Below are 26,620 nucleotides of genomic sequence, written 5' to 3' on the forward strand. Positions count from 1 at the left end.
CTTCACCAATAATATAATGATCTGGCTATTTTTCGGCAGACGCTGAACATCAGCGGGTGCTTCTTTTATCCTGAAACGTTTTACGCCAGTCGGTCGGGTTCACTCTAAAACGCTGTTTGAATTGCTGTCGAAAAGTGACTACTGACTGAAAACCCACGCTATCCGCAATCGCTTCGATGGAGTGAGAGGTCGACTCTAGCAATGCCTGGCTATGGTGAAGCCGTTCCGCCGTTAACCAGTCGCTAACCGTCATGCCTGTGGCTCGGAAGAAATGTCGGGTAAATGTCCTGCGGCTCATCTGCACGCGGCTTGCCAGCGCATCCAAAGAGTGGGGCGAACGGAGATGGCTACGCAGATAGTCCAGCAGCTGATTGATTTTACTATCCCGCGTATTTTCCGGCACCGGATGTTCAATAAACTGAGCCTGTCCACCTTCACGGTAAGGTGGGATCACCAGACGGCGGGCGGCACGGTTAGCGATAGTGCTGCCGCAATGTTGACGAACCAGATGAAGGCAGCAGTCTATTGCTGCCACCGTTCCCGCAGACGTAATCAGATGTTCGTCTTCGACATAGAGCGCGTTGGTATCCAACTGCACATGAAGAAAGCGAGCGATAAAATCCTGCTCAAACGCCCAGTGTGTCGAGGCGCGGCGGCCATCTAGCAATCCGGCATAAGCCAGCACATAAGTCCCCAAACATAATCCGGCGATCTGTGCTTTACGGGTTGCGGCAGCGCGTAACGCATCCAGAAGCGGTGCAGAAGGGCGCGTCTCTGGATGGCTCCAGTGCGGGACTACGATAAGGTCGGCTTTCTCCAACGCGGAAAAACCGTGTTCAACGTTGATAGAAAACCCGTGTTCTGATGCCACCATGCCCGGCGTTTCCGCACAGAAAAAGAGCTCAAATTGTTTTTCTTCATAGAGCATGTCGCTGAAAACCATACTCGGTATGGATAAATGAAACGGGCTAAAATTCTCGGAGACAATCACCGCAACGGTTAGCACAGCCATAATAGCCCTCATCAAATAATCAATAGGTTCCGGTTACTGTCCGGTTCAGAATTGCACGCTTTCGCCATCGTTCGGTACGTGCGCGACGGATTGAAGCTTTTCTTCATGCAGATAGTCACGCAGTTCAGCACGACTCAGAAGGCAATGGTTCACCGCTTCCATATGTGTTGCGACTATCGTCGCATTGGGTACGAGCTGATGCACACGCCGTACATCCTCTTTTCCCATGATAATAGAACCGAAACCGGGAATGACCGCATTGCCGATATTCAGCGCCACCACATCGGGCGTGTGATGCGTCAGTGCAGCAATAACATGCTGATTCCAGACGGTATCGCCAGCCAGATAAAACGATTTCTCATGCGCATGTCGAAAGACAATCCCGCAGACATCACCCAGTCGTTCCGCCATCTGTGGATTAGCATAGGTTTCATCAGAACCGTGCTGGCCAGACGTTTTGATCAGCGTTATACCGTCATATTCCGTCTGCTCATCTAGTACACACACAGAGGTAAACCCCGCCTGCCGAATGAGGTCAGCATCCTGCGCATTTTGGCTAAAGATCGGCATCGTTTTCGGGATAGCGTCGATGGCTGCATCATCCCAATGGTCGAGGTGCGTATGCGTCACAATTACGGCATCAACATCCAGAATTGTCGCCATAGGCAGAGGAAGATCGACCAGTGGATTACGCAGATGTGCATTTGCCGTTCCCGGGAAGCCGGGATAGGTCGCCTTTGGTGCCAACATCGGGTCAATCAGAAACGTTTTCCCACCAAATTCCAGTCGTAATGTCGCATTGCGAATCTGCGTTATTTTCATCTTATTGCTCCCATATCCGGTTAACTGGCAGCGCTGTTACGCGCCAAACAGGAGCAGTATAAGAATCTGGCAGATCGCTAACAGTGGCCTGAATGACACACTTCGATGAGTTTAGGCCAATTTGTCTCAAGCGGATTGTTTATCATCGGGCGAACTATACTATTGCCGTCTTCATGCGCACTAGCTATCTTAACTCACTGGCTAGCTTAACCAACGTGCTGTTTCATCACTGAAAAGGACTATTCCATGCCCCATATCGATGTCAAACACTTCCCAAGGAATCTGTCTGAAGAAGAGAAGAAAGCCGTCGCGGAAGATCTTGCTGCGGTCCTGAAGAAACATTTCGGTTCCTCCGACGAATCGCTTTCTGTCGCGTTAAACGAAATCCAGCCGGAGCGCTGGAAAGATGACGTTTACGACCCGTTTATCAAACCGCAGTTGGATACGTTGCCGAAAAAGCCGGGATATTCGTATTAATTTTCCCCGCATCCTGGCGCATTAATTGGCCTGCTCTGAGACGTTTTTCAAGGTGGCGGTGTAGAACGTAAAAAGCCGATAACCTATTATTGCTATCGGCTTTTCACGATGCAGTAAAGCAGGGGAATTACGCAGTCAGCAGAGGCTGTGCCGTGCTTTCAACCAGATCCAGCAGAACTTTGACATCGTCCAAGCTGACCGTTGGGTTCAGCAACGTCAGTTTCAGGCAGGTAACACCGTTAAATTCGGTGACACCTACGTTGGCACGACCTGATTCCAGCAATGCATCGCCAATGCGTTGGTTAAGTAATGCGATAGTCGCGTCATCCGCTGTCGCCAGCTGCTGCGGGCGGAAACGGAACAGAACGCTTGCCAACTGTGGCTGCATCACCAATTCCAGCGAGGCATGTTCATCCACATACTGTGCAACCTGCTGTGCCAGCGTAACGCCGTGATCGATGATCGCCGCGTACTGCTGTTGACCCAATGCTTCCAGACCCATCCACAGTTTCAGCGCATCAAAACGGCGCGTCGTCTGCAATGATTTCGACACCAGATTAGGGACGCCCTGCGCTTCATCGAACTCAGAGTTCAGGTAAGCCGCCTGATAGCGCATCAGCTCATAGTGACGTGCTTCTTTCAACAAGAAAGCGCCGCAGCTGATGGTCTGGAAGAATTGTTTGTGGAAATCCAACGTAATGGAATCCACCAATTCAATGCCGTCCAGATAATCGCGATACTTCTCGGACAGCAGCAGTGCGCTGCCCCAGGCTGCATCAACGTGTACCCAAATCTGATGTTCTGCCGCCAGTGTTGCAATCGCCCGTAAAGGATCGATCGCACCCGCATCAGTGGTACCGGCCGTCGCCACAATCGCCAGAATCTGCTCGCCGTTAGCCTTGGCCTGCGCCACTTTCTCCGCTAAATCGTTCAGATCCATCCGCGCGAAGCGATCGGTTTTCACCAGCGTAACGCATTGATAACCCAGACCCAGTAAAGCCATGTTCTTTTGCACCGAGAAATGGGCATTTTCAGAACAGAACACTTTAATTTTCTTCAGGTTACCAACCAATCCATCTTGCTGGATCGAATGTCCCTGACGGGCAAAGAAGGCATCACGCGCCAGCATCAGCCCCATCAGGTTACTCTGGGTGCCACCACTGGTGAATACACCAGCATCGCCAGACTGGTAGCCAACCTGAGTACGCAGCCATTCAATCAGCTTCATCTCGATGATGGTCGCTGACGGGCTTTGATCCCAAGAGTCCATGCTCTGGTTCGTGGCGTTAATCAAGACTTCCGCCGCCTGACTGACCACCAGACTCGGGCAGTGCAGGTGAGCGACACACTGTGGGTGATGCACCGACAGGCTGTCTTTCAAAAAGTACTCAATCGCACGCTCGATAGCGGCCTGGTTACCCAGGCCCTGCGGATTAAAATCCAGCGTGATGCGTTCACGCAGTTCAGCAACGGTTTTGCCCTGATACATCTCAGGTTGTTGCAGCCACTGCATGACGGCTTGGCTACTCTGCGTAATCGCTTCCTGATAGGCTTCGATACTCTGTGCAGAAGAGGCCAGAATCGGGTTGATTTTTGTTTCCACTGCTTCTGTTTCCACTAATTGGGACATCGTGGTCATTCGCTCCACTCAGACTGGCTTCACGCCAGCAGACAGCAGGGCGTTTTCAAATTTATCCAGGAAAATTTCCAATTCAGCATTGCTGATCAGCAGGGAAGGCAGCAGACGCAGAACGCAACCATGACGGCCACCGCGCTCCAGAATCAGACCCGTTTCAAAGCATTTTTTCTGCAACAGGGCAGACAGCTCACCGTCAGCCGGATAGCAACCCATGTGATCCTGCGCTTCATTAGGCTTAACAATCTCAATCCCGATCATTAATCCCAGACCGCGAATGTGGCCGATCACCGGATAACGTTTTTGTAGCTCAGCCAGTTTGGCTTTCAGCCATTCACCTTGCTCAGCGACTTTGTTTGCTACCTGATTGTCTTTGAGGTGCTTCAGCGTCGTCAGGCCGGTTGCCATCGCCAGTTGGTTACCACGGAAAGTACCGGTATGGTGACCCGGGGCCCAGGCATCGAACTGCTTCTTGATACCCAGCACAGCTAATGGCAAGCCGCCACCTACTGCTTTAGACATCACGATGATGTCAGGCTCAATACCAGCGTGTTCAAAGGCGAAGAATTTACCTGTACGTGCAAAACCAGCCTGAACTTCGTCGATGATCAGCAGAATACCGTGTTCCTGCGTGACTTTACGGATGCGCTGTAACCACTCGACAGGTGCTGGGTTAACGCCGCCTTCACCCTGAACGGCTTCCAGAATGACCGCCGCCGGTTTGCGTACGCCACTCTCAACGTCGTTGATCAGGTTTTCAAAGTAGTAGGTCAATGCTTTCACGCCAGCTTCACCGCCAATGCCCAGCGGGCAGCGGTACTGATGCGGATAAGGCATAAACTGGACTTCAGGCATCATGCCGTCGACGGCTTCTTTAGGTGACAGGTTACCCGTTACCGACAGCGCGCCATGCGTCATGCCGTGGTAGCCACCGGAGAAGCTGATCACACCAGCACGACCGGTGTATTTTTTTGCCAGTTTCAGCGCAGCTTCAACAGCATCGGCACCAGAAGGGCCCGTAAACTGGAGGCAGTACTCTTTGCCCTGACCAGGCAATAAGGAAAGCAGATATTCGGAGAACTGATCTTTCAACGGTGTTGTCAGATCGAGTGTATGTAACGGCAAGCCGCTAGTAATGACACGTTGGATGCTTTGCAGCACGTCAGGATGGTTATGTCCAAGCGCCAGCGTTCCCGCCCCAGCCAGACAGTCAAGATATTGATTATTCTCAACATCGGTGATCCACACGCCTTCGGCTTTCGCAATTGCCAGAGGCAATTTGCGTGGATAACTCCTCACGTTCGATTCAAATTCAGCTTGTCTTGCCAAATAGGTTTCATTGTTTCCGTTTAATGAATTCGCACCTAAACTGTCAATACGGACTTTATCCGTCATCATATCTCTCCTACAACCGTGAGCTCGCAGGCAACCACAGTTGAATAAATGAATTAAACACGTAACTACTATAAGAAAAACGCGGCCAATATAGGTTTTTTCAGTCACCGACTCAATGATTTATTTCGTTTCGAAACTTTTATTTTTTCACATAAAAATCAACTGGTTGATTGGTTTTTTACGAATCATGATGTCATAGCTACTTTACATGCTTATTAAATAAGCAAAAAAAATCCGCCTACCGCAGAATTCTTGAACCGAAAAAGCGGCAATAAGAGGGATAAACAGCACGTTTAGCTATAGCGATCAGGGAGAAAACCACAAGTAAGAGAGAGGCATGATCATGCTTTACACATTGTTTTCAGTCTATATAAAGACTAAATTAAGACTGAAACCGATATCAGGAGGAAAGCATCATGAAGATCGAAACGATTAGCTATATAAAGAAAAACGCAGCCACGCTTGACCTCGCTGAACCTATTCTGGTGACCCAGAATGGCGTTCCTGCCTACGTTATTGAATCCTACGATCAACAGCAGGAACGGGAAAATGCTATTGCACTGCTGAAGCTTCTAACGCTGTCTGAGAAAGATAAAGCTGAAGGAAAAGTGTTCAGCAGGGATCAATTGCTGGATGGGCTGGAATTCTGAACTGACAATGTCATCAGGAAGGGACGCTAAATGGAAGAACCGAGAGTAACGATAGAATACACCTCGACGGTCAGAGTCTGTATCAGCGATATTGTCAGCCATCTCCGCCGTGTTGATGTAGAACCCGGCCCGGTGATCAATGAAATTCTGGACCAATTTGAGAGTAAAATCCGGCAGTTTCCGTTGAGCTGTCAGATCAGCCCAGAACTGTTAAAAATCGGGTGCGGAAAATACAGGGAATATAATACTTCGGGAGGATATCGAGTCCTCTATTCAATCGAAAATAATCTGGTTACCGTCCACGCTCTTCTTGCTCACCGACAAGATATTCAGCAATTATTATTTAAGCGCTTGATTCAGGCATGAATCAGTACCAGAGGTAGGTGCAGAGGTTTTGAAGCCTCTGCCGTTCGTTAAATTGGATTCCAGCGGTTTCTGAGGTAATTAACCGCTTCTTGGGTTTGTGGTTGATTGAGATAGTTCTCTCTGAACAGAATCGTCCCGTTGATTTGCGGAATAGACTCGTTCAAATCGAGCTGCTTTTTCAGCTCCGGCACGCCGCCATTTATCGTCCAGTCAGGCTCATTCTTTGAAGGCTCACCCACTTTATACAGCGCAACGCCAATATAGAGACGCGTATTTGTGGGCTTCACCACATCCGCCCACCATTTTGCCAAGACATCATAGCGAGCCGCATCGCGCGCGAAGGGCCAGTAGATCTGCGGGGCAATGTAATCCAGCAGCCCTTGTTGCACCCACAGGCGGGTATCAGCATACGCTTCATCGTAAGCGGCCGCACCTCGCGTGTCGGAACCTGCTGCATCGTGTGACCTGTTGCGCCATACGCCCGCTGGGCTGACGCCAAATTCAATCTCAGGTTTCAGTTGCTTGATAGTGCGCGACACCTGCTCAATTAACAGCTGTGTATTGTACCGCCGCCAGTCTGCCTTTGAGCCAAATCCCTGACCCTGTTTTTTAAAGGTTTCACCATCGTTAAGCATCGAGCCGGATGATTCTGCATAGAAGTAGTCATCAAACTGCACACCATCAATAGGGTAACGCGCCACGACTTCAGCCACGATACTGGTGATCCAGTTTCGTGCTTCTGGGATACCTGGGTCGAGCACAAAGCGATCGCCTGCCGTGCGAATCCAGTCACGATGTAACACAAATACGCTGGCCGGATTTTGCGACAGGGTGCGATTTAGCTTCGTCACAGTTGACTGCTTCGTGTTAACGGAGACGCGATAGGGATTAAACCAGGCATGGACTTTCATACCACGTTTGTGCGCTTCATCCAGCATGAACTTGAGCGGATCGTAGCCCGGATCCTCACCAATATTGCCCGTTAGCATATCTGACCAGGGCAATATTTTAGAAGGCCAGAGCGCGGTACCATCAGGCTTAACCTGAAAAAATACGGTATTGATACCGAGACTTTTCAATTTATCCAGCTTGCCTGTCAGCGCTTCCTGCTGCTGAGTTATGCGGATCGCAGGGCTACTGGCATTGACGGATGCTATCGGCGGCCAATCCAAGCGGGAGACGGTCGCCAGCCAAACACCGCGCATGGGTTCCTTATTCTGCTGCGATTTCGCCGGAAGCGGCGGTTTAACAGGAGGAAGCGGGGTGACAAGCGAACTCGGTGGTTTAGACGCGCAACTGACAAATAGAAGCGCAGCGGCAATAAGTACGACTGGCTTTTTCACGTTGGTTAGCTCTTATTTTTGCGACTATTAGCCCAGGGATCAGCAGCGCTATCATCTGATTTTACGGGAGCGGAACCGTCCAGGGAATCAAGGTACAGAGCTTCAACTTCGGCACGCGCCCAAGGTGTCCGACGCAGAAACTTTAAACTGGATTTGACGCTTGGATCGCTTTTAAAGCAATTGATGTTGATCCGTTTACCCAACTCAACCCAGCCAAAACGGGCAACCAACGCATTGACTTGCATTTCAAGTGTTACGCCATGCAAAGGATCTTTAGAAGTATGAGCTGTCATGTAACGTCCGGTAGTTTCAGATTTTTGTGTTCAGGATTAGGCTTGTAGCAAGGGAGGTTACAAGAAAGCGGGGCGAGCGGCAATGCTCCAGACCGCGCTGATTTGTACCTTCATTTCCCAGCGACCAATTTTCGTGTTGTATTGGCAGATATCGCAATTTGTGGAGGAAGTGAATCCACAATCCATAGGGTAAGTTTGCGTGGGTTCGCAGCAGCAAGAGCGTTATCTACTAGTCCATATTTAATTTAACTTATGTTGATCGAGAATCCAGTTCATAAGGTAAATATGCTATATCTAATTGTTCTAAATGAATACTTTTAATGTGGATACCAACTCAATTCCAGGTAGCTTCATGAACTAACAGAGAATCCGCTTCTTATGGGCATTTTCTGTCAGCTCATTTTACTCCAGTTCATGAACTATTCGCATAACCAGGCCCATCAACTTTTAGGGGTTATCTGATTGTCTTCTTGAACAATTTATGAATTTCGGTAACATTTAGATACATCAATACTTAATCAGAACTGATATCTCTGAGGGCGGTAGCGTTGTCAAAGTGTAGTGGTTTAATGAATTTGGCCAACTGATAATGTAAGTAGACCGCTTTTAGGTAGAACTGAGGCTTGTCAGTTACGAGCAACCGGTACACAGATATAAACGCGGTAGGCAGGAGCACATAGTTATACCGAATCATCTTGATCGCCTGTTCGCTGTACCAGTGGGCTGGGCATATCAGGTTTACAGCCAAAGCGCTGGAAGGTGATTCAGCAATATATGCATACAGCACGTTTTTCCTTTCTGAAGAGATGTTGAGGCGTTAACACCACAGAAGCTCGACAAAACAGCCCTGAATATAAGTTGACCCCGGCATAGAATGAAACCTTTAGTGCTGCCAGTAAGATCACTGAAGATGTACTGCTTTGATATTTGGCTAGCTGGTTTATTGTGGCTTTATTCTTTACTATGGAGTATTTATGAGCAATCTAAGAAATCCAATAAAATCAATAGTTTTACCTAGTTCCGCGTTTGGTATTATAAATAAACCAGAAAACTATTGGGCCATGTTTTACTATGCAATTATAAAAACACTACGATACCAGATAACTATTTCCGTTCCTTGGACGGAAAACGAATTAAGTCTTAGCGAATACAAAGGTGCCCCTAGGGAAGTAATGCCAGTCAGTTAAGCAACTGACTGGCTGTTTTTCTTCGCTTTTCGATATTTATAAGGCCTTTCTTTCACCACTCTCGGGAAGGTTCTTTCTCTTCTTATCGGCAGCTTCACCATCTGTCCCATACTCTCCAGATCTCGCAGTAGTTCAGGGATACGACCCGGCGATGCACCCTGAAGCGTCATCAACATCCTCATGACCAGCCCGCAGGATTCTGAGAAGCTCAGCTGATTTGGCCAGTAACCTTTCAGTTGACTGGCCATTTTAATCATCTGATATCTCACGAGATTATACGCCAGCAGCACACCCCATAACTCCTGCTCCACAAGTTCCGGTTTTTTGCTTCTCAGTGTCAGTCTGCTCAGTTGCATTGTCTGTTTGATTTCACGGTAACCCAACTCGATTTCCCAACGGTGACTGTAAAGCTCAACCATTTCACCTCCCGGATAACGCATGCCATCAGTCATCGAAGTCAGTAACTGATAGATTTTTCCTTTACGGCTATAGGTCAGTAATCGGGCTGTCACTTCTGTACTCAGTCCCGGCCATTTTTTGCGGGATTGTGGCGTAGTTTTCAACTGTACCAGATGATCGCCTTTTCCCAGTTTCCGGACCTCCTCGTAACGGGTACCTTTCTTAAGCGGTATCATCCAGTGTCGGTGTTCTCCCGCACGCTTCCAGGCATTCAGCAACCCTAATGAGTAATACCCTTTATCGAGCAGCGTCAGCGTATTATCTGCGGTCTGGTCTATCAGTTGCTCAGCCAGGGTATATTCGCTGTCTTTCATCGTACCGAAGGCTGCTGCGGTTATCAGATGGCTGGTCAGCTCCATCTGACAGACCATTTTGACCTGCGGGTAGGGGCCAGGTTGGCCGCAGTAAGTCTGGCGCGGGAAGGCGGTATCATTTTCAGGTGTTTCCTGTGTGCGCCAGACGACGCCATCCATCGCCAGTAACGTCAATCCACACCAGTGGGGATGCGCCACAGCGTTGTGCCACAAGTGAGCGGTGTGCGTGAACACCCGTCGAACGGCGTCACTTCCGAGCCGCTGTCGGGCCTGGATAACCGCGCTGGGAGCAACAAAGGGACGGTTACCGGGCAGCATAATATCCAGCCGATTGACAATCTGATGAAGCGGCTCCTTACGTTCAAGCGCCATGCCGACAACGCACCAGACCATCATTTCGAGAGGAAGACGGCGTTTACGCAGGGTGACCACGCCGGACTCAGCAAGGCAACGGGCAATAAGTTCTGGGTCAAGAAAGTCGCCAAGAGAAGTCAAAGGATTACGGGTCGAATCGTAACGTGAAACGAGGTCGATGGCCTGAGAGATACGCATAAAAAATCCGGAAATGAAGAACACTTCCGGATTCTTACACAGCTATTGGATCGTTCAACTGATCCTTAACTGATCAGCATTACCCCTAGGGAAGGCGGTATTTTTCAGAGAATGAAAAATACCATTACAAATCATGCTTTTGAATATTTAATGGAGGATTTTTTTCTCAGTACAAATGGTGAGAAAATCTTCAAGGAATTTTGCAATCTCATTCTGGAAGGATACAATATTCACGATTTTCAAATTAAAAAAATGGTAGTTCTTAAAGTTGGTAAGGACACCTCCCAGGTTGACTATAGAAAAATTATTTTAACTGAAAAAACCAAATATTTACTTCCTAATAAATTGCAGACAGATGGTGTGCTTATAAATACATTAAAAAAAAGCGATATAATTAAAAACACAGATTTATTGGTCGCTATATCTGACGGCACTAGCGATTATGCCTTTGTTGGTGAGGTTGAAGGTCACCATGGTGAATCACTATATCAGCCATCATATTTTTCCAAAGGCGGTGGTATAAAGGCTTATTATTCATCTTTTTTCATTGGAGCATCGGATAAAACCAAAGGGGCAGGGAATATTGATATCAAAGGAAAAGTATCATTTAATCAACTCACTAACGGCCGTTGGGTTTTAAATTTCTCAGAAAACCATTTTTTTATTAAAGACTATAAGACTGTGATTAATTGCATGCAAGGAATTATTGATGGGCATTTCTCCGTAATTGAAAACATATCAGATGAATCTCACAAAAAAATAATCAACTATATCATTAATGGTTGGCAGATGAATGTTTGTGAGTTACTTTTCAACATGAGAACAGATTTTGCTCTTTACATACATGGACATGATACTTATCAGGCAGGAACTGACCCCAATAGTATTGTTTATAGACCAAGTTCTGACCCATCATTGAAACCACTTGAACATATGTTATTACAACTTGTTAATATTGATAAATCCTCTATCTAATCGATGAATGCTAGATCGGATCTCAGATAAAATATTGACTATGTTCATATTTCTCTTAACAACTATTTAAGAATAATTCGCTCCCGCCAATTCAAAAAGCAGATCCAGATTGGCAATTTAAATGAACTGAACCCAATACAGGAAGTGAAGATGCAGTGGATCGATGAAAAAGATCTTGTTACGTGGGCGAAACGTACCGACGCTCGTGCATTGCTGATCGATATGGTCGCCGACCTTATTCGTGCAACCATCCCAGATGCTAATCGCTATCGTTTCCGGTTCCCCGGCGGAGACGTAGGTCAAGTCAGAGGCTGGGATGGCGACTTGGAAACCGTTGAAGCCGTTGGATTTGTACCAGCCGGCAAGTCTAAGTGGGAATTCGGAGCTGGTGCCGGAGCTGCTAAGGCGTCAAAAGACTACGGAAAGCGTACAGAGAAGACTGCTTCTGAAATCATGACCGAAAATGCATTTGTATTGGTCAATCTCGAAGCGTGGGACACACCACGAGAGATGCTGACCAAATGGGAGGACGAACGCAGGGCTGAGGGCAAGTGGCGAGAGGTTAAGTACATTGATGCGGTGACGCTGGTACACTGGCTCGACAGCCACCCTGCCGTTGCGGCCAAGTATGCTCGGAATGTGCTCGGAAATGCGCCGAAAGAAGGCGCGCTAAGCACTGATGAGTACTGGGAAGAGTTTAGTAACCAGTTCACTCCTAGGCTTAGTGAAAAGGTTGTCATTGGTGACAGGCAGAAAGCTGCGGGCGAGCTCATAACCAAACTCCTCGGCCCGTCCGGTACCATCTTGATTGGTGCAGAAACAGCAGAAGACGTAGTTGCTTTCGCAGTTGCGGCAATCCGTAGCACCGAGCCTGAAAAGCGCGTTTTGCTTGAATCGAGAACGCTAATCGTGCGTACCGAATCAGCCGCCCGCGAGTTGAGCAGAAAGTCGTGTCTGGTTTTTATTGCAACCAAAGGCGCTGAGACACTCGCTGGTGTACTTAGCGTGAATTGCCCTACGCTGTCTGCAGCAACTGGCGCGCATGCTCGCAAGTACCAACCACTAGAGCGCCCCTCTGCCAGCAGCATGGCTGAAGGTTTTGTGCTTATGGGACTCGACCGAGATCAGGGGTATGAACTCGCTCAACGGTGTGGGCGCAGCTTGACGATTCTGAAGCGGCTAATTCCTAATGGTGCCCCCGTGCAGCCCGAGTGGATATTTCAGGCTGCCGCGCTCAAATCGGCATTTCTTGCAGGTGGATGGTCTTCCAATGTGCAGATGGACTGTGATTTGCTGAAGGAGCTGGGCGGGTTTAACTCCTACACCGATTTGGACAGTGTGCTGATGCCGATGTTGGCACTATCCGACCGTCCGATCGATAAAGTTGCAGAGGTCTGGCAGACACGCGCACCAGTAGATGCGTTCTACTTTTACGGCCAGCAGGTCACCGATGCAGATCTCAATCGCCTTCGTGACGCTATCGTAAAGGTTTTTAGTCATGTTGCGCCCCCCCCTGAACGCAACGAGAAATTCACTCTCACCTATGCAGCACCGGCAGACTACAGCAATTGGTTACGGGATGGTTTGGCGTTAACTCTGGTAATTATCGCATCCATGCATGGCGTTGCCGGACTTCATATCAACGGTAAGTCGCCCCAACAATACGTAGATGAGGTCGTAGCTGCTTTGCCTGACTGGGGAAGAAGCCACCACTCCATTATTCGACTGGGGGACCAAGCTGCGCTTTTTGCGGAGGCAGCTCCAAACCCTTTTTTGACGGCCCTCGAGTCTATCCTCGAGGGCTCCCCTGACGAACTGGTAGAAATTTTTGGGAAAGAGGATGGCAGCATTTTTGGGCCGTCGAGCCCACATATTAAATTCCTCTGGGGTCTTGAGGCTATAGCTTGGGACCCGAAGTATTTGAACCGTGCAGCTCTCGTGCTAGCCAAGCTCGCCGAAATTGACCCGGAGCCCGATTCCAATCTCGTCAACCGTCCGATTAACAGTTTACGCGCGATTCTTCTCAGCTGGTCTCCAAACACCTATGCACCACAGGAACGGAGAATCGCATGCTTAGATGCGATTTTGGGTGCTTACCCTGAGGTGGGCTGGCAATTGCTGGTCAAATTGCTGCCAAGACAACACGACTCATCCTCGCGGACGCATCACCCGAAAATTAGAGACCTTGCACCAAAGGTTACCGAGGAAATGACGTTTGGCTTGGTATGGGACTTTGAGGCTGCGATTGTCAACCGCGCATTGGCTTCGGCTGGCAATGACGAAGATCGTATCACAGTGCTGATCGGCTCTTTCGGGGCTTTCCAGACTGGCAGTCGCGCATCGGTACTTGCCCAAGTCGACAACTATCTAGATTCCTATCAGACCGATGAAGGATGTAAGGTCTGGCATGCTCTCCAAGAAGAAGCTGCGCGTCACAACTATTTCTCCGATTCTGACTGGGCGATGAAGCCCGAAGAGCGAGCGTCGATTGCTGAGGTTGTTGAGCGCCATCGCCCCGCTGATCCTCTGGTAAAGGATCGACAAGCTTTCGACGACTGGTTACCGCACATCGGAAAGTACCAAGCTGGGGGCGGCACATTTACGGACTTTGATGAAATACGTAAGGAAGTATTGGAACGAGTTCTCATTCGGGACGGTGTGAAGGGTATCTTGCGGCTAGCTCTGATGGTCAAACTCCCGAATCTTATTGGTCCAACGCTCCGGCATACCTCGATTTCAATGGGGCAGATGATTGAGTTACTCCATGGCACATTCAATCATGGTGCCCTGAAAGAGCTGGCTTTTAACATATCTGCAGCAGGTGCCGCACGTTTTGGCGATCAATGGAAGGAAGCTTTCTCCGAGCGGGTACTAGCCCACGTTCAAGACGAGCCGACTAAGGTTCGGTTGATACTTGGCTGGCCGCAAGACGAGGCGACATGGTCGCTGCTCGACAGCTTGGGAAGCCAAATACGCGAACTGTATTGGACACAGATCTATTTGCTTCCTATTCACGGCACACTCGATCAATTGCTGTACGCCATTGAACAGTTGCGCCAGCACAACCGAGATATTGACGTGCTCGGCCTCGTGCATATGCGATTAAAGGATCTGTCAACAGACCTGATTCAGGCTCTCTTAATCAAGGGTGTCTCTCAAGTGGAAGAGGCGGAAAAGCATATGGGCACAATGCTTTCGTACTACGTCTCGCAAGCACTTACAGAGCTGAGGAATAGGAGTGATGCCCAAGAATTAGATATAGCCAAGATCGAATATGCTTATCTCCCCGTCATCCGTTTCGAGGAGCAGTCACTGAGTATTATCAGACTGATGGCGCGTGTCCCCGACATATTTGTTGATGTGCTATCTCACGTGTTCAGAGGTGAAAGTACCGCGCCAGCAGAGGTTGTTACTGACGAAATGAAAGCACGTGCCCGCGCGTCCTATAGATTGCTGAACGTATTCAAGACAGTACCAGGAATAAAAGGAATGGAGGTGGATTCTGACATTCTCGCAGAGTGGGTCTCACAAGCTCGCAGTATTGCCGCGGCAAAAGATTTGACCGAAATTTGCGACATCCATATCGGAAAGCTTCTTGCTCATGCTCCAAGCGACACGAATAAGACTTTTTGGCCGCCATCAGCTGTATGCAAAGTCATTGAGGACACCGCCTCTAGCGATCTAGAGAGTGGCTTCAGCATAGAGTGTCATAACAAGCGCGGTGTATATACAAAAGCTCCCAATGAGGGGGGGAGCCAAGAACGACGCCTTGCGGAGCAGTATCAACAATGGGCAGATAGCATACATTTATACCCAAGGATATCGGTAATGCTGGCAAATATTGCTGACAGCTGGCTCCGTCAGGCAGCAGATGAGGACATCCGAGCGGAACAAGGCAAAATGAAATGGTAGAAGGCACCGAGTCGGTCGGGATTGTCTCTGAGTTTATCATGAGGCTAATACCCCAGCATTGATTGTAGTGGTCAACTAAAACTGGCCACCTCGTTAGAGTTTTTCCAATATCGGTTTTCCGATTCGTTTGGTGGCAACCTACCGTTATATTCATGTGGCCTGAGTGCGCTGTAATACCCAACGATATAGCCCGTTATTGCGTGGGCTGCATCGCTGAAGCTTACGTAACCCGTCACTGGCACCCATTCATTCTTCAGACTCCGGAAGAAGCGTTCCATTGGACTATTATCCCAGCAGTTTCCACGCCGACTCACACTCTGCCTGATCCGGTATCGCCACAGTAACTGCCGGAACTGTCTGCTTGTATAATGACTCCCCTGATCGCTGTGGAACATTACTCCGACGGGCTTGCCGCGCGTTTCCCACGCCATTTCCAGTGAGTCTGCTGTCCGGTGAGAACGACATTGCCCAGCCCACTGGTTTCCTTGCAAACAGGTCGAGAACAACGGCGAGGTACGCCCAGCGCTTACCTGTCCAGATATAGGTCACATCACCGCACCACACCTGGTTTGGCTCGGTTACGGCGAACTGTCGCTCAAGATGATTCGGGATAGCAACGTGCTCATGACCGCCACGCCTGTACCGGTGAGTCGGCTGCTGGCAACTGACCAACCCCAGCTCCTTCATGAGCCTGCCAGCGCCCCATCTGGTAGCCCCTCTGGGTTGCCATTGTGGCGATGCTTCTTGCTCCGGCCGAACCGTGGCTGATGCCATGTAGCTCAAGTACCTGACTGCGTAATACAGCCCGTCTGCCGTCTGGTTTATCAGGACGGTTTTTTCCAGTATTTGTAGCTACTGCGATGAACCCCGAACACGTGGCAGAGAGTGACCACAGGATAACGCGCCCTGAGTTTCCCGATTATCGAGAACTGTTCAGAGAGTCCGACATCAAGAACGCGGTAGCCTTTTTTAATATTTCGTTTTCCATTTCAATGCGTTGTAGCTTTTTCTTTAGCTCACGTATTTCGATTTGTTCCGGAGTTATGGGGGAGGCTTTTGGTGTTTTGCCCTGGCGCTCATCACGCAGTTGTTTGACCCATTTCGTCATCGTGGAAAGACCAACATCCATAGCCTTAGCCTTAGCAGCGTCAGAGACGGTGTAATTTTGGTCGACAACCAGCTGAGCTGATTCGCGTTTGAATTCAGGACTAAAATTTCTTCTTTTCATTGGTGCACCTGTGTTGTTCTGAGGTGAGCATATCACCTCTGTTCAGGTGGCCAAATTCAGTGTGCCACTACAGTTATGCTTTTGGGGAGAGGAGGGGGCTATTATACCGTACAAGCTGATCACCATAGCACCAGTTAAGCTCTGAAATCCCTGGCTACTGTGACTGCGTTGCGAAGATTTCCTTGGTGTCGTCAGTGTTCGATAGTTGTCCCGGCAAAGATGCAAACGGGTATGTAAACGTGAAGCCACAAGTGATAATGCTTTGGGAGAATCATCACAAAATGTTGGTGATATATAAGTGTTAATTAAAAAAGAAATAAAGTGAACCACCGCCCTAAATCGGGCTGCGTTAGTAGAACCGTGGGGCTCAGAGACCGTCGTAAATGGCAGTCGCTTTGACTGGATGATGCGACCATTTTCAAGATACAGTAAAAAATCGGGCATTTCCCCGATAGCAATGTCCGGATTATGGCCAGATGAATAGAAGCTGTAGCAAAACGTGACGCGATGCTTTTGCTGCCAGAATTCGTAGAAGAATTTCACAGCCTGTAGCGAAGCATTCTGTGTGGACAATGAACGATGAGCAAGATGATCAATGTAATACCTGAGTGGATACAACAATGGCAAACAGGTTGCCATGTCCATCAGGATCCATTGCCGTTTATAGTCGGAGATAACCAACTGATTGAGTGAGTACATGACTTAACCTCATAATGATTGTGGTTATGAAGAAAATGTACTCTGAACCTAACGCAAGAAACGAGAGGGAAGTCAGAAATTACTAACGTATTGATTTATCGTAACGTGGATGTGACTTATGAACTTATTAACCACCACAGGTGATTTAACTTATGTTGCGTGAGAATCCAGTTCATAAAGGAAATTCTCAATCTATCTTTGATTTAAATGAGTATTTTTAATGTAAATATCAACTCATTTCCAGATAACTTCATGAACTAACAGAGAATCCGCTTCTTATGGGCATTTGCTGTCAGCTTACTTGACTCCAGTTCATGAACCTTTTCCCTCCGTAATCGTATAACCAGCCCCATCAAGATTTAGGGGTTATCTGATTGTCTTCTTGAACAATTTATTAAATTTGATAGCATTTGGATACATAGATACTTAACCGGAACTGATGTTTCTGATGGCGGTAGCGTTCTGAAGGCTGGCTGGGGATATCTGAGGATATATCGGTAGGGAAGCTTAAGCTAAAGGAGTGTCTTTATTAAGATTGAAGTCCATTTTGCTTGAATGGTACCGACGATACCGAACACTCCAGAATTATGGTCGAAAAATATAAGATCCACGAGCCTTATGTCGGTATGCATACATAGACATGGCATTATCGTAACGTTGCCCCTTAACGGTATGGTGTAATTGCAACCTTATCCACGTATAGTCAGAGAATAAGATACTTTTGATTAGTAACAAGCCACAAAGAAAATAAACAACCTGGATTAATGATATAAATATATGGCAAATATAAAAGCTTTAGAGGCTGGAGCCCTTTTTGATAATTGGGTTTTAGTAGAAAAAAAAGGGGCTGGCGGTAACGGAGAAGTTTGGCATGCAAAAAATGAGACGGGTCAAAGCTGCGCAATTAAATTTCTAAAAAGTGGAAGTCAGGAAAAAATTGAGCGATTCAGGCGTGAAATAGAAATAATTCAACTTCATAATATTACAGGCGTAGTGCCCGTTATCGACTTTCATATACCTGATGACTTTAATCGAAATTATGCTTGGTATAGTATGCCATTAGCTACTTCATTTGAAGATTTCACTAAAGATATAACAATACAGAAAATTGCTAAAGCATTTCTAGGGCTAATTGAAACTTTAAAAAAATTACATGAGTTAGGAGTATCTCATAGAGATATTAAACCCGATAATTTCTTATATTATAACGAAAGACTTTGTTTAGCTGACTTTGGATTGGCTAAAACATCTGATAGTGGAAATCTCACACCAGAGAGAAGAGATGTTGGTGCTAAATTTACAATGGCACCTGAAATGAGAAGGACAGCATCCACTGCAGATGGAAAGTTAGCAGACATATTTTCTCTTGCTAAATCGTTATGGATTGCATTAACTAAACAGAACCTTGGCTTCGATGGTCAATACAATCCCAACAGTTCATTAGCTTTAAGTAACTTTCACTCTAATGTCTTTTTCTCACCATTAGATGAATTTCTATTAGCGGCAACTCAGAACAGCCCAGAATTAAGACCATCTCTTGATGATTTTACGTCATCAATTAATCGGTGGTTATATTTTACTGAGCATTTTCACGAAAGGAATCAGGCTGAATGGCAATGGTTTTTAAATAAATTATTCCCAGTAGGTTCACCCAAAAGAGCTGAATGGGAAAATCAAGAAGATATAATATCCATATTGTCATTGCTTTCCAAAAACAGTAACTTAAATCATATGTTCTATCCTGATGGTGGAGGCAATGACCTAACAGGTATAAGTAAGGCAGCCGAACCAGGGTTCATAGCACTTCATGTTGATGAAAAAAGTGTAGAACTCATCAAGCCACTTAAATTATGTTTTGAGTCATTCGGATTTTCTTCAGAATGGAATTATTTTTGGTTAGAAGTGGATAATATTCCAAGCATAGGGATACCAAACTGTATGCGGCATAATGACGTTGCGGAAGACTTAACTGAGATTTCACCAGGTTCTTATGGAAGTATAGGTTGCTGGGAATATAATGAGTTTAATGGCGAGCCTCTACCAAATAATTCACGTCCTGTGACCCGCTATTGCAAGGGGGCTTTTGTTTTTTTCTGTAAAAGGTCTACCTATAATCTAAATTCTTCAACATACGACGGACGCCATTACAAAATGGGAGAAATAATTTTTCGAGAATATATAGAAAGAAATGCCAAGTTTCATTGCAAGCCTTCCGGGGCACTGTAGTATGCAGCTAGCAGATAACGTATCTATCGTGCTAATCCTTACTAAATCCTTATATCTTTTGGGCCGAGAAAGGAGGGTAGATGTATAAGAATAGATTTCCGAAAAGAGATAATAACCACATCAGAGAAACTTTTTCGTACAAGGTTTTTAGTAACTCGATCCCTAATCAATGGATAATAAGAGATTTAACTGAACGAGACTATGGGACAGATATTTTAATTGAGTACGTCACTTGTATCTTGAACTAGGTAGTGGGTGATGGTTAGCTACCATCACCTGAAACAGGGTGAATCTGGTACGTCCTATAAGGTCAGACCTTGTCTTACAGCTGAGATCCCCTGTTTCACCTTTCACGCCAGCATCAACTTTGAACGGTAGCCAGGAGCATAGACTCCGCATGAACAAGGAAAATGGGCGTGATGGTTATATGTGAAAGGAGACACGTATGATTCAGTTAGGTATTGATGTCGGAAAAAGCAAAATAGACTTATGCCTCAGGCCAGATGGCCCGGAAGGTCGCAAGAAAACCAAAATACTGACTAACGGACCTGATGTCGCAGTCAGCGTTCTGGAATGGCTGGCAAAGCAGAAAGTCGCTCCCGCGGATGTTCAGGTGGTGATGGAGTCAACGGGCACTTACCATGAACATCTGGCTTACGGCCTTTATGAGCGGGCGGTACGCGTCATCATTGCCAATCCTGCTCGCGTCCGTGCCTTTGCTCAGGGCATGGGTATCCTCACTAAAAATGATACTGTCGATGCTGACGTTTTAGCCCGGTATGGTGCTATGCGTCAGCCGGATGTGTGGCAGCCCCCTTCTCCCGCTATCCAGGAACTGAAAGCACTCCTCAGCAGACGTGATGCGTTGGTACACGATGTGGGTCGTGAACAAAGCCGACTCGAGAAACTTCTCTCAACGCGATGTTCATTGCTGGTTGAAGCCTCTGTCAGAAAGATACTTCAGGTGCTGAACAACGAACTGCAGGTGGTACAAGCGCTGATTGATAACCATATCGATAACCATCCTGAGCTGAAACGGGATATGGAATACCTGACGTCGATAAAAGGGATAGGGTCAGCAGTCGGGAGTACAATGCTGGTAGTCCTGAGGGGAAATCACTTCATCAGTGCAGAACAGGCAGCATCCTGGGTGGGGGTTGTCCCTAAGGAAAAACGTTCAGGAAGCTCTGTCCGCGGCAGAACAAGACTCTCAAAGAATGGTCCTCCAGAAGTGAGAGCCAAACTCTTTATGGCTGCAATAGTTGCCGTCAAACACAACCCTCTACTCAAACAGTTTTATGACCGCCTTCTGGCGGCGGGAAAAGCGAAGATGTCAGCGCTGGGTGGGGTGATGAGAAAGCTGGTACACATCTGCTACGGTGTTGTGATGAAACAGCAAAAGTATGACGAGAATTACGCTACAGCAGCTTGACGCTCAAGACGGTAGCTGATAGTGGTGATGTAACCGGGTATAGTGGGTGTAACAGGCAGCACAAATCTGCTGCCCTCGGGAAATAACAAACCAAAGCTGGTTAGCGTAGCTCTCTCGTCACTGAGGCAGCCAGCTCCAGACATAGCAGGAATATCGGATAGGCAGTCCCCTTGTTAATAATTGCGCCATTCTGATGTTGCCCAAAATCACCAAAACTTTGCGTTGAATTGATCAGATAAAACGTCGTTTTGCTAATTTTTAACGCCCTAGGTGAGCAGTTTTCAGTGCCTGTCATTAATTTCAACAAATAGACTCGTTTCCCTCCCTGAGGGAATCCCGACGTCAGGCCATAGATGCTTTCATTATTGGACTGCCAGTAATTTAACCAGTCAGCAGGGATGCTTCTGCCCGGTAACTCAGCAGCCCAGATAAGCTCAAAGACACGATCGACGATTCCTCGGATGTTGGTCATAAAGACACTCGGATAATCGGGTAGGTCACCAATGGCTCGCTCAAGATAACGTTTTAACTCAGGGTCAATACCTGCAATATGATCAATTCGCCGCTCAAAAACCGATTTCATGTTAGAGTGATAGTTATCAGGGGTGCCAAAGAGGCGCATTAATGCATTGCCTTCATTTGGCTGATCTTTCAGGTAGCTGGTCAGCAGCCGACAAGGTTTCTGTATTTTGTTTCCAGCTTGAGTAACAAAACCTTTTTCGATCAAACGATCGATGTCGCTTTGTGCGACCCCGGATCTCAAAATAGCTTTTTCGTCCATGACCCGAAGGAAGAGATCTTGTGATGAAGCAGGGCAGTCAACCCATAATGATTCTAACTGGTCCCGTAAAACAGCTAAAGCCTGGATGGCCACATCGCACACGATTTTTGAACTGACGGTTCCACTGTAGGATGTATTGTCAAGGACATTGAGTATCCCCAATAGTAAAACCGGATAGCCATTGCTTTCATTCCAGAGTTCAGAGATTGCACCCTGGTCGAAATTCATACCAGGCAACTTACCAAGCAGTTCACCGAGGTCATTGTCATCAAAACATCCGATGTGGACGGGTTCTGAGTTGAAGATATTCCAAAAATCACTGGTCTGCGCTTGCGGATTTCTGATTAACTCCCTTAATCTGCGCCGACTGGCGGTTATCAACCTAAGACTAGGTAATTGAGCAAGTTCACGCAACTGGTCCCATAAATTCCTCGTCAATTTACCATTTTCGAGCGGTTTATCAAACCCGTCCATGATCATCAGGACACGTTTATTCTCCGCTTTTAACGCCTCAAGTACTTCGGTGATGTCAGCATACAACTCGTCTTCCGATGTCTGTAAAAGCGTTGCATAATCTGGATAATTTTTTGCTAAACCAAATGCAAGCTTCTCTGCGAAAGCAGATAAAAACTGTTCATCTGTAGCTGGGGTCTGGTGACCTAAATCCCACATTAGCACGGAAATGTAGGTGCTATTGTCTTGACTTAATATGTTGACAAGCTCCTGCAGGACGACCGTTTTGCCTGCAAAACGTGCTCCCGTTACTTGTAGATGGTCTGGAAGAGGTTTTGTAAGCGAAGCTTTCATTCTTCCTATAACATTCCGCCTTCCAATTGCTGGGGGAATACTGGTCCCAAGGATAGGGAAACGCATATCAGACATTTTCTTCCTCTGCTTCTGTCCGGGCGTGACTTAACACGACATTAATATCCTGCTGCTGAGCTATCCATTCAGCCATGAGTGGGATGGCGAGTCGATATTCTCCACCATCAAGTTGTCCTGAATAATCAATTAACTCAAGTTCTCTGAGATAGGCCAAATCTGTATCCAAAGCATCCTCATGCACATCGACACCATTTTGCGTGAGTAGCTCCTGTAATGAACCAAAGCTAAGGGGTTCATTATTTCGACTGGACTGGGTGCAAAGCATTAACACTAATTGTCGGCGATAATATCCGGTAGCAGGACCTTGCCCCGCATAATCCCATAAAGTTGCAAAATGTTCGTTGTCACGAGCCAGTTCTTTGGCACAGCTGTCAATAAAACTGGCGGTGATGTTTTTACTGCGAGTTTCAATCGAGAAATCAAAAACCTTATTACACAAACACTGCAACAAATAAGGATGCATGGCGGTGAGTTGCAGTGCTTTGTCAACTGCATCAGGCGCAAAAATAAGTCTGTCACGGACGGGTTCGGTAACAACTTTACTAGCATTGAGCTTATCAAGTGCTGTGACCTGGACGCTAGTGCCCAAGCCGAATAATGCGGACCAGTACTCTTCTCTCAATCGTTTAAGTCGCCGGGAACCGGTGAGAATGGCAGAGAAACGAGGATTATTTTGTATCAGATAACGTATGTTTTCGGGCACCTGGGGTGAGGTTATACCGCTATCAATACCTTCCTGGAGCTTATCGAACTCGTCCAGCATTAAAACGAGACCCAATTTCAAAGGGGCCAATACCTTATCTATGTCATCCAGATACACTGAAAAATCGACAAAAGGTTCTGCTTCACTGATACCTTCGCGGCAGGCTTTTGATATAAGGCGTGCGGTACCTAACTGTTGAGCCCCACCCGGTATCATATTTCCGTCAGGTAAGGGCAGATCGATACTGTTTTTATTAAGGGCTGTAGCAATACTTCTGGCCATACCTCTGAATACTTCGACCGAAGGAACGCCGGCGACATTCGATGCCCCACCGACACCTTGCAGGCTACAGTATACTGATAGCCAGCCGGGAATAATATCCTTGCCCTCCAAGTGTTTTAATATGGAAGTTTTCCCGGCGCGTCGGTTCCCTTCGAGTAATACGACATTTCCATGGGTTAATATTTGTCGACGAATACGCTCAAGAATAACTTCGCGGCCAAAGAACACATTATGTCCACTCTCTGGCTCTAAAGGACTACCCGTTACATAGGGACTACTGCTGAGATCCTGATCGGTAAGCCTGCTTACCTCGCGGGTTTCGGAAACTATGAATGCGAGTTCTATGATTCCGTTGTTTTCCCGTCCAGATAAGCCAATGGCTTGCCATTGTAGACGAATATTAAAGCGGCCTTCGACTTGGGGGGTGTCGCCGCGCAGGTTTAGTGAGAAACTGGACTTTTCAGGAAGATAAGCCAGATATTCGGATCCCCAGTCAGGTTGAGTTTGAATCCGGAGGCCTCTTAGTGGTAAAACGCCCGGGTTCTCAATTTCAATAAAAAACGAATGATAGCTATCTGAAGGAAGTGACACTGGTGCTTTTAAAAGCTTCAGTTCAACTGACGCTAAGAGATCAGTTATGGCGGCTTTTAGCCATACTCGTAAACGTTCAGCCGCATACCGTAACGGCGTGTCATTATTAAGCAGATTTTCATGAACTGAAAATAATACGCGTTCTGATTCCTGTAATACGTTGAGCAGTCCTGTCCCCGAGGGAATTTTTCCTACATCTTCAAGTAAAGAGACAGCCTGGAGAAAAGGGGGAATACTCCTCGACATGCGCTCGTCAGAATAAGAGGCCAGAGGGTGTTTCTGGGCATTACGAACCAAATCGACAATGGATTCAAGCAGATCCAAAGAAGGTGTGGCCTCCACCCCTGGAACGAAACGCGGGAGCTGGCTTTCAATCTCAAGAACCAAGCTGCCAAAGGTATCCATTTCGCTATAATTGGCGAGCGTCGAAATAAAGGTAAGAATATCAGTGCCTGACTGCTGGTATCTGGCTACTGCGCGTCTCTGTATAGGTAAAGGGAGCACAGGAATGGGTAATTTCAAAACGGTATCACGATTAATGTTTTGAATTGCTGTACCGCGAGCGTGCGCTGAAAACCAATTTTGACAGGCGCGGCTATTTATATATGCAAGTAGATAATCAGAGTCTAAATAGTTTTTATCAGGGCGAATGATATAAAGCCCGTGTCCTGCCAGCGCCCCCGTTGCAGCCTCACTGACAACGGCATTTTTACCAATTGTTCCTGAGCGTGAAATAAGGATATCGCCGGGTTGGAGGTTCACGTGTGAATTATAAGGGACATCGGGTTTTAACCAACGCGACACCCGGACGATCCTGCCATGAGCAAGATCGCTAATCCGGATGTAGCTCTTGGCCTGCACGTCATGCGGCGCTAAGGTTAAATCGATTGCCTTAATCGTGCGTCCCGCGAAAATAGAGGACATTGTGGAAAGCTGATCGACATAACCTGGGGCAGACGCTTTTGTGAAAGGTTTCAGGGCGTTAAGTAATTCATTTTTTTCTCGGCGACGAGGCGTGAGATCCCAGTCTGTGTCGGCCAGCTCGGTTACTGAAACTTGCCATCCAGCATATTCTTCCGTGTCTTCATCCCCCCAGATCGTCGTTTCGTCTGGGTAGAAACGTAATGAAGAATTCCCTCTTTCTAGATCATATCGTCCGAGAATAAGGCCACTGAGTTTTTCAGCATCCAATTGAAGGGGGGAGGACGCTTTGCTGACTGCTCTTAGCCCGGCCAGGTTCGTTGCATCCACCATTTGTACATGCTGAAAATCGCCAGTTTTATTCAGTATTAAAAGACATCCTCGAATGCTGGAGCCGGGAATAATGACGCCTGCAGGCAAGCCTACGACAGCCTGAACCATACCTTTTCTCAGCAGATGCTTACGTAAATCCCGATCAGCACCTCCCCTGAATAAAAAACCTTCCGGAACAACGATTACTGCACGCCCATTAGTATTTAAGCGGGATATTGCTTGCTGAACGAACAGACCAGTGATGTCAGGTGATTTGAACTGGAAGTGACGGTAATAATGGGCGGTTGAGTGCGTTTTGATGCCAACCGGAGGATGGGCGACGACAATATCAAATGTTCCATCTTTACCTGCATTATCGTCAAGACTGTTCCCAAGAGTCAGCTGCGTCGACGAAATTCCAGAAAGCGTTATTCTTGTCAGACCCGTGAGAAACGCGCTGATATTTACATCATTACCACAGACCTGTAATGTGTTGCTTGAATTTTGCTGTTTATTCTGACGCAGCTGAAACAGGTTCCACGCGGAAATAAGGAAATTGCCAGATCCAAAACAGGGATCATATATTGATTCGCCAGGCTTTGGATTAATAAGTTCTGCTATCAGGCGAGAAAGGGATTCCGCCGAAGAGTATTCGCCGTCGTGCGGATCTCTGGTTTCAGTTAGGATGCGTTCAAAAATATCAGACAGAGTTTTGGGAGCCGTCAATGGGGTTAGTTGAAGAGAACAGAGCCACTGAATGACGGGCATCAGGAGTGATGCATCGATACTCTGAATGTGCCGTAATGGGTTGTTGAGGTATTTTACATAACCAAAACCAGCAGCATTAAACTCTTCAGCATTGTTCCATTCGATATGCGAGGCCAGTGCATTGATGTTTTCTGTCACGTCTGCAGGATTAATCAGGTCTGCCCAGTTGCGCATCTGCAGAGCGGTGGGAAGCAAAGGAAGATACTCGCTTCCTTCAAATTCTGCGATAAACTGCTTTTCTTCATCTTTTACATCTTGCCATCGCAGCAATAAAAAAACGGAGAAGAGCTCCCGGAATGATTGAGCTGACAGAAAACGTTTGAGCTCTGCCATGCAGTTAGTTGCTCTGAAGCTTGTCTCGTAATTATCTGGTTTTGTATTCATCTCTCACCACAGTGT

17 protein-coding genes and 2 pseudogenes are annotated in these 26,620 nt (G+C 47.2%); 8 read left to right on the forward strand and 11 right to left on the reverse strand.

What is annotated here, in order from left to right; genetic code table 11:
• Positions 1-49 precede the first annotated feature (49 nt).
• Both LOZ86_RS10930 and LOZ86_RS10935 read right to left on the reverse strand, forming a co-directional pair.
• Entirely contained in the window at positions 50-1,012 is a 963-nt protein-coding gene (locus tag LOZ86_RS10930) for a GlxA family transcriptional regulator (protein WP_039486870.1), read from the reverse strand.
• A gap of 45 nt (positions 1,013-1,057) precedes the next feature.
• Complete coding sequence (locus tag LOZ86_RS10935; protein ID WP_039486869.1) at positions 1,058-1,834, reverse strand: MBL fold metallo-hydrolase; 777 nt, start codon at positions 1,832-1,834, stop codon at positions 1,058-1,060.
• Positions 1,835-2,080: 246 nt separating this feature from the next.
• Between LOZ86_RS10935 and pptA the strand changes: the two genes are divergently transcribed.
• On the forward strand, positions 2,081-2,311 hold the full coding sequence (pptA, locus tag LOZ86_RS10940) for a tautomerase PptA (RefSeq protein ID WP_014915392.1): 231 nt from the start codon (positions 2,081-2,083) through the stop codon (positions 2,309-2,311).
• A 127-nt stretch (positions 2,312-2,438) separates the two neighbouring features.
• On the opposite strand, the gene LOZ86_RS10945 is transcribed toward pptA, so the two are convergent.
• On the reverse strand, positions 2,439-3,941 hold the full coding sequence (locus LOZ86_RS10945) for a pyridoxal phosphate-dependent decarboxylase family protein (protein WP_400291858.1): 1,503 nt from the start codon (positions 3,939-3,941) through the stop codon (positions 2,439-2,441).
• 18 nt (positions 3,942-3,959) lie between these two features.
• Positions 3,960-5,345: a diaminobutyrate--2-oxoglutarate transaminase gene (locus LOZ86_RS10950; protein ID WP_029367562.1), complete on the reverse strand. Its 1,386-nt coding sequence runs from the start codon at positions 5,343-5,345 to the stop codon at positions 3,960-3,962.
• 413 nt (positions 5,346-5,758) lie between these two features.
• Between LOZ86_RS10950 and LOZ86_RS10955 the strand changes: the two genes are divergently transcribed.
• Both LOZ86_RS10955 and LOZ86_RS10960 read left to right on the forward strand, forming a co-directional pair.
• Positions 5,759-5,992 (forward strand): type II toxin-antitoxin system Phd/YefM family antitoxin, encoded by a 234-nt coding sequence (locus LOZ86_RS10955; RefSeq protein WP_039486865.1) that lies wholly within the window; start codon positions 5,759-5,761, stop codon positions 5,990-5,992.
• Positions 5,993-6,022: 30 nt separating this feature from the next.
• Positions 6,023-6,358, forward strand: a complete 336-nt coding sequence (locus tag LOZ86_RS10960; protein WP_039486863.1) for a type II toxin-antitoxin system RelE/ParE family toxin — start codon at positions 6,023-6,025, stop codon at positions 6,356-6,358.
• A 47-nt stretch (positions 6,359-6,405) separates the two neighbouring features.
• Here the strand turns inward: LOZ86_RS10960 and LOZ86_RS10965 are convergent, their stop codons facing one another.
• Together LOZ86_RS10965 and LOZ86_RS10970 are read right to left on the reverse strand one after the other, a co-directional pair.
• Positions 6,406-7,701, reverse strand: coding sequence for a glycoside hydrolase family 10-like protein (locus LOZ86_RS10965; protein ID WP_039486861.1), 1,296 nt, complete (start codon positions 7,699-7,701; stop codon positions 6,406-6,408).
• A gap of 5 nt (positions 7,702-7,706) precedes the next feature.
• Positions 7,707-7,994 (reverse strand): VF530 family protein, encoded by a 288-nt coding sequence (locus LOZ86_RS10970; RefSeq protein WP_039486860.1) that lies wholly within the window; start codon positions 7,992-7,994, stop codon positions 7,707-7,709.
• A 144-nt stretch (positions 7,995-8,138) separates the two neighbouring features.
• Between LOZ86_RS10970 and LOZ86_RS10975 the strand changes: the two are divergent.
• Positions 8,139-8,228: pseudogene (locus tag LOZ86_RS10975) on the forward strand (hypothetical protein); the annotation flags it as partial.
• A 949-nt stretch (positions 8,229-9,177) separates the two neighbouring features.
• Here the strand turns inward: LOZ86_RS10975 and LOZ86_RS10980 are convergent.
• On the reverse strand, positions 9,178-10,506 hold the full coding sequence (locus LOZ86_RS10980; RefSeq protein WP_161546580.1) for an IS4 family transposase: 1,329 nt from the start codon (positions 10,504-10,506) through the stop codon (positions 9,178-9,180).
• Between the two features lie 111 nt (positions 10,507-10,617).
• Between LOZ86_RS10980 and LOZ86_RS10985 the strand changes: the two genes are divergently transcribed.
• Both LOZ86_RS10985 and LOZ86_RS10990 read left to right on the forward strand, forming a co-directional pair.
• Positions 10,618-11,481: a hypothetical protein gene (locus LOZ86_RS10985; RefSeq protein WP_230241880.1), complete on the forward strand. Its 864-nt coding sequence runs from the start codon at positions 10,618-10,620 to the stop codon at positions 11,479-11,481.
• A 150-nt stretch (positions 11,482-11,631) separates the two neighbouring features.
• Positions 11,632-15,393 carry a hypothetical protein gene (locus LOZ86_RS10990; protein ID WP_230241882.1) on the forward strand — a complete coding sequence of 1,254 codons (3,762 nt, stop codon included), beginning with the start codon at positions 11,632-11,634 and terminating at the stop codon, positions 15,391-15,393.
• A 71-nt stretch (positions 15,394-15,464) separates the two neighbouring features.
• Here the strand turns inward: LOZ86_RS10990 and LOZ86_RS21410 are convergent.
• Together LOZ86_RS21410 and LOZ86_RS11010 are read right to left on the reverse strand one after the other, a co-directional pair.
• Positions 15,465-16,621 (reverse strand): annotated as a pseudogene (locus LOZ86_RS21410) (IS3 family transposase).
• 42 nt (positions 16,622-16,663) lie between these two features.
• Entirely contained in the window at positions 16,664-17,320 is a 657-nt protein-coding gene (locus LOZ86_RS11010; RefSeq protein ID WP_230241898.1) for an integrase, read from the reverse strand.
• A 777-nt stretch (positions 17,321-18,097) separates the two neighbouring features.
• Here LOZ86_RS11010 and LOZ86_RS11015 point away from each other — a divergent pair.
• Together LOZ86_RS11015 and LOZ86_RS11020 are read left to right on the forward strand one after the other, a co-directional pair.
• Positions 18,098-19,546, forward strand: coding sequence for a protein kinase domain-containing protein (locus LOZ86_RS11015; RefSeq protein ID WP_230241906.1), 1,449 nt, complete (start codon positions 18,098-18,100; stop codon positions 19,544-19,546).
• Between the two features lie 445 nt (positions 19,547-19,991).
• Entirely contained in the window at positions 19,992-20,978 is a 987-nt protein-coding gene (locus LOZ86_RS11020; protein WP_127110982.1) for an IS110 family RNA-guided transposase, read from the forward strand.
• Between the two features lie 100 nt (positions 20,979-21,078).
• On the opposite strand, the gene LOZ86_RS11025 is transcribed toward LOZ86_RS11020, so the two are convergent.
• Both LOZ86_RS11025 and LOZ86_RS11030 read right to left on the reverse strand, forming a co-directional pair.
• Positions 21,079-22,641 (reverse strand): ATP-binding protein, encoded by a 1,563-nt coding sequence (locus tag LOZ86_RS11025; protein ID WP_230241908.1) that lies wholly within the window; start codon positions 22,639-22,641, stop codon positions 21,079-21,081.
• The gene (locus tag LOZ86_RS11030; RefSeq protein ID WP_230241921.1) at positions 22,634-26,605 is read right to left on the reverse strand and encodes an N-6 DNA methylase; all 3,972 of its coding nucleotides are present in this window, start codon (positions 26,603-26,605) and stop codon (positions 22,634-22,636) included. Before LOZ86_RS11030 ends, LOZ86_RS11025 begins: the two co-directional genes overlap by 8 nt.
• Between the last annotated feature and the right edge of the window lie 15 nt (positions 26,606-26,620).

It is taken from the genome of Pectobacterium parvum, from assembly GCF_020971565.1.
GTDB lineage: Bacteria > Pseudomonadota > Gammaproteobacteria > Enterobacterales > Enterobacteriaceae > Pectobacterium > Pectobacterium polare.